The organism is Flavobacterium sp., from assembly GCF_029242675.1.
GTDB lineage: Bacteria > Bacteroidota > Bacteroidia > Flavobacteriales > Flavobacteriaceae > Flavobacterium.
Window position 1 is genome coordinate 1 of the sequence record NZ_JAQWTM010000310.1, and the last position, 4,913, is coordinate 4,913.

Sequence of the window (4,913 nt, forward strand, 5' to 3'; positions counted from 1 at the left end):
GGTGGCCGCTTTAAACATGTTTACAGTATTTTTTTTCTATATAAAAGGTGCCAAATGGTATTAGTGAAGCAGCCAATATAATGGCAAGCGTGTTCCAACTCCAATTTTGTGGTTTTTTCAACAAGATTGCTAAAATGATGTAGGCAATAAAAAGAAAACCATGTGCCATACCAAAAGGCCTAAGAATTACATGATACAAATCAGGGTTCATGTTTTTTAGTATAAGCATATTGGCAATTAAAACTAAATAAGAGATTCCTTCTAGAATAGCTGTGATCTTGAAAACCTTTAACATGGTACTTTTTTAATTGATTTATGCCAAAATTAAGTATTATCATCCATTTTTTGGGCATGGCAACCGAAACTAATTTACTTTTGTAGTCCTAAACTTTGATAATGAGCAAGCGAGAATTAAAAAAGTACTTAAAAGAGTTGACCAAAGAGCAACTCGAAGAACAAATGGTTGCACTGTACGAGAAATTCATTCCTGTAAAAGTGTATTATAATTTTGTTTTCAATCCTAACGAAAATGCGCTGCTGCAAGACTTTAAGATTAAAGTTTCTCACGAATATTTTCCTGTGCAAAAAGGAAAAATAAAACGGCGCGCTAAAATGCGTCGTTCTGTTGCTCAAAAAATGATAAAGCATTTCACAGTACTTGGCGTAGATCCCTATATCATTGCTGACGCCATGTGTTACCATATCGAAATAGCACAAGCCTACTCCGCTGATCATTTTGTAAAACAAGAACTATTTTTTAAAAGTATGCTTAACTCGTTTGAGCAATTGGTTCGATTTGTTATTGCTAATGGCATAACATTTGATTTTAAACAGCGATTACTTACCATAAGTCAAGAAGCAATGAAGCAACGCTGGCAAAACAAGCAAGAATTCAGTATAATCCTAGAAAAAATAGAGGATTAAGCGTCTACTATAATTCAAAATTATTTAAGGTCATCGGGATATTTTAAATTAAATATAACCGATAAACTGTTTTTTAGACGTATTTTTGCAAAAACCCAAGAAAAAACAATGTTTGAAAATACTATAGAAATAGAAAAAGAAGACAAAAAAGAACTTTACGCATACCAACAAGGCGATATCGATGCTATATTTGAACGCATCGATAACGGACCTAAACAACATCACCTGCTTTATCAGCTCCCAACCGGTGGAGGTAAAACAGTTATTTTCTCTGAAATTGTTCGTCGTTACCTCTCTAAGCACGATTTAAAAGTCGTTGTTTTAACACACCGTATCGAGCTTTGTAAGCAAACATCCAAGATGTTGAAAGGCTTTGGAGTAAAAAACAAAATCATTAATAGTAAAGTAAAAGAACTACCGGATCAAAACGATTTTTCATGCTTTGTTGCTATGGTTGAAACGCTTAAAAACCGTATTTACGACGAAAAATTACACCTTGACAACGTAGGATTAGTAATTATTGATGAAGCACATTACAACTCTTTTCGAAAATTATTAAGCTCCTTCACGAATGCCTTTATATTAGGAGTAACAGCAACGCCGTTGAGCTCGAATATTAAGTTACCCATGCACGAAAGCTACGACGAGTTAATCGTTGGAGACACTATTAGTTCACTGATTAGTAACGGATTCTTAGCAAGAGCAACAACATACAGTTATGATGTGGGCTTAACTTCATTAAAAGTAGGGATCAATGGGGATTATACCGTTAAATCATCGGATGATTTGTATACGAATATGCACATGCAAGAAAAATTATTGCATGCGTACGCTGAAAAATCGCTAGGTAAAAAGACCTTGATTTTCAATAACGGGATCAATACATCTCTCTATGTTTATGAAACTTTTAGAGAAGCCGGTTATCCTATTCGCCACTTAGACAACACAAGTAGTACTGAGGAACGAAAAGATATACTACATTGGTTCAAACACACACCAGATGCTATTTTAACCTCGGTAGGAATTCTTACCACAGGTTTTGATGAGCCTACGGTGGAGACCATTATATTAAATAGAGCTACCAAGTCGCTAACCTTGTACTACCAGATGATTGGTCGTGGATCTCGTAAATTACCTAACAAAGATGAGTTTACAGTAATCGACTTAGGTAATAATGCCGCCCGTTTTGGCTTATGGAGCGAGCCGGTTAACTGGCAACATATATTTAAATCACCGGAGTTTTATTTAGAGAATTTACGTGATGATACTGAAATTGAATTGTACTTTAAGTACTCGATGCCACCAGAATTACGTGCTAAATTCAGTAAGACAGAAGACGTTACTTTTGATGTTGAAGAAGAGCACAAGCTGGCCATCAAGCAAAACTTGCGTTCAAAAGTTGTACTAGAAAAATCGTTAGAGCAACACAGCACCATGTGCGTTTACAATACTGAGACGTTGCAGGAAGCCAAAGCATTAGCGAAGGAGCTAGATGACGACATCGACTGCCGCATCAAGCGCTATTCTAAGTGTTTGAGCCAGTGTAGTAAAAACTACCGCGAATGGCTAGTCGATGATTATAAATTGAAATTAACGTTGTTATTGGGTAAAAAGTATCGTGAAAAAATCATGAACGAGCCTGATGACGAGGAATAATATAAAGAGCTTTTTCCTGCTGTACACTTTATCTGTTGTGGTGAACACCACCACAACAGGATATCGTTCCCATCAGGGCTAGAAAGTTGCTTACCAATCACATTTTTTTTAAAATAACACATCCACAAACATGTCAAAACAATTCTCAGACCTTGGAATTTCGGCACCAATTTGCAAAGCGCTAGCCGAATTGAAAATTGTAACGCCAACCGAAATTCAGCAAAAAGCAATTCCATTATTACTAGCTAACAAAACAGATCTAGTAGGATTGGCAAAAACAGGAACGGGAAAAACGGCTGCTTTTGGATTGCCACTTTTACAATTAATTGATACTACCAAAACCAATGTTCAGGCAGTTATTCTTGTTCCAACGAGAGAATTAGGACATCAAATTTTTACCAATTTAGAGGCTTTTGCGCAGTTTTTACCTGCTGTTTCAATTGCAGCAACCTGCGGTGGAATACCAATCAAACCTCAAATTGAGCGATTAACAAGTCCAACTCATATTGTCGTTGCGACACCAGGGCGTTTAATCGATTTGATTCAGCGTAAAGCGATCAACCTAAAGGAAACCAACTTTTTAGTTTTAGATGAAGCCGACGAAATGGTAAGTATCTTAAAAGAAAGTTTAGACGAAATAGTAGCTGAATTACCTAAAGAGCATAAAACCATTTTGTTTTCGGCAACTTTACCCGGTACAATCAAGCAACTCGTTCAAAATTACTTGAACAAAAATGTAGTTCAAGTAAGTGCTAATATGGAAACCGTGGGTAATCAAGGTATTGATCACGAATACATTGTGGTGGATCCTATCGAGAAACTAGATGTTTTGATGCACTTTTTAAATTCTAAAGAAGGAGAACGCGGAATAATTTTTTGTAAAACTAAGGCCGCTGTAAACAAGCTCGCTAAAAATCTGGCAATCAATCGCTTTTCTTCAGGTGCTTTACATGGAAGTCTGTCGCAAGGAATTAGAGACCGTATCATGGAGCAATTTCGTGAAGGACATATCAATATTTTAGTGGCAACTGATTTGGCTGCAAGAGGAATCGATGTAAAAGAGATTTCCTATGTAGTGAATTATCATTTACCTGATGCATACGAAGCTTACGTACACCGATCTGGTCGTACCGCTAGAGCAGGAGCAAAGGGGTTATCATTAACCGTTTTACAACCAGAAGAAGAAAAAGAAATTGAAGATTTCGAAAAGGAACTCGGAATTAAATTTAGCAAATTCAGTAAGCCTTCTACTTTAAGTATCGAGCAAAACAATACGTTACTTTGGGCAAAGCAAATCTTTAAAACTAAGCCGAATGACGATGTGGATTCCGAATTAAAAACAAAAATAAAAACCGTTTTTCATCATCTTACTAAAGACGAATTAATAGAAAAATTATTAGCCAATTATTTACTACAAAATAAAAATGAGCCAGCTGAAAAGCCAGTAAAAAGGCAGAAAATGAAAAAATAAGAGTAGTTACTCTACTTTAAATTAACCATCAAATAATCACAATGTGTTTTTGATGGTTTTTTTATATATTTTCATAACAATTTCATCAGTAAATTGTTATAAATATTTAGTTTCTTAAAGAAATTTACTATTTTAGCTTGGATTAAGAATTGATGCCTGAAAGCAAATGGAGTTGTTGGAGGTATTTTTAAGTAAAGCCATCAAAGAATTTTGCTATTAAATAGCTAAAGAAAGCTGCACGATTGTAATTTTTTATAACATGGAAATAAATACTACTAACTTAAGCAGCTTATTTTATTATAATCCCCAGCCTTCCTGGATTTATGAAAAAAATAGTTATGTAGTATTGGATGTAAATACCGCGGCTTTAGCACGTTTTGGTGTTTCTAAAGATATATTTTTGTCCACCCTTGCTACTTCTTTAATTCGTCAAGATCAATTAACTAGATATAAATCAACTCATCACGATTTTCAGCACAATCAAGATTATATTGATTTTGGATTATTTGATATTAGCAGCAGTAATACCAATAACTATAGGGCTGTATTACAAGGTTTCTCTGTAAAATTCCAAGACAAAGACTGTATTTTAGTTTTGTGTAGGGAGCACCAAATTGTTGAAGAAAAGAACATTGATCTCCTAAATGTTGATAATTTAAATGAAAAGTCATTCGCTGAAAGTAGAACAAAAAAGTACAAGAAAGAAACGGTAGTAACTTTAAAAAGTAAGTCCAATACAAGTGGTTATTTACTAGATTTAATACCACATTTACTTGCTGTTACCGACTTAAAAGGTAATTTTCTTCAAATCAATGCGGCAGGATGTTCCATTTTGGGTTACGAAGAGTCAGAACTTTTAATG

5 protein-coding genes are annotated in these 4,913 nt (G+C 34.8%); 4 read left to right on the plus strand and 1 reads right to left on the minus strand.

Annotated elements, in window-relative coordinates:
- Positions 1-10: 10 nt before the first annotated feature.
- Entirely contained in the window at positions 11-295 is a 285-nt protein-coding gene (locus P8M54_RS11270) for a DUF3817 domain-containing protein (protein WP_300287961.1), read from the minus strand.
- Between the two features lie 101 nt (positions 296-396).
- Between P8M54_RS11270 and P8M54_RS11275 the strand changes: the two genes are divergently transcribed.
- The 4 genes from P8M54_RS11275 to P8M54_RS11290 all read left to right on the plus strand — a co-directional run.
- Positions 397-924 (plus strand): DUF6155 family protein, encoded by a 528-nt coding sequence (locus P8M54_RS11275; RefSeq protein ID WP_300287962.1) that lies wholly within the window; start codon positions 397-399, stop codon positions 922-924.
- Positions 925-1,032: 108 nt separating this feature from the next.
- On the plus strand, positions 1,033-2,580 hold the full coding sequence (locus P8M54_RS11280) for a DEAD/DEAH box helicase (RefSeq protein ID WP_300287963.1): 1,548 nt from the start codon (positions 1,033-1,035) through the stop codon (positions 2,578-2,580).
- A gap of 130 nt (positions 2,581-2,710) precedes the next feature.
- Complete coding sequence (locus tag P8M54_RS11285; RefSeq protein ID WP_300287964.1) at positions 2,711-4,051, plus strand: DEAD/DEAH box helicase; 1,341 nt, start codon at positions 2,711-2,713, stop codon at positions 4,049-4,051.
- Positions 4,052-4,310: 259 nt separating this feature from the next.
- Positions 4,311-4,913: PAS domain-containing protein (locus tag P8M54_RS11290; protein ID WP_300287965.1), on the plus strand; the 603-nt coding region annotated here is incomplete at its 3' end.

Excerpts from the sequence above, each read along its gene's own strand:
- P8M54_RS11275 (WP_300287962.1), top strand. The coding sequence starts at position 397 with ATGAGCAAGCGAGAATTAAAAAAGTACTTAAAAGAGTTGACCAAAGAG.
- P8M54_RS11285 (WP_300287964.1), top strand. The coding sequence starts at position 2,711 with ATGTCAAAACAATTCTCAGACCTTGGAATTTCGGCACCAATTTGCAAA.
- P8M54_RS11270 (WP_300287961.1), bottom strand. The coding sequence starts at position 295 with ATGTTAAAGGTTTTCAAGATCACAGCTATTCTAGAAGGAATCTCTTAT.
- P8M54_RS11280 (WP_300287963.1), top strand. The coding sequence starts at position 1,033 with ATGTTTGAAAATACTATAGAAATAGAAAAAGAAGACAAAAAAGAACTT.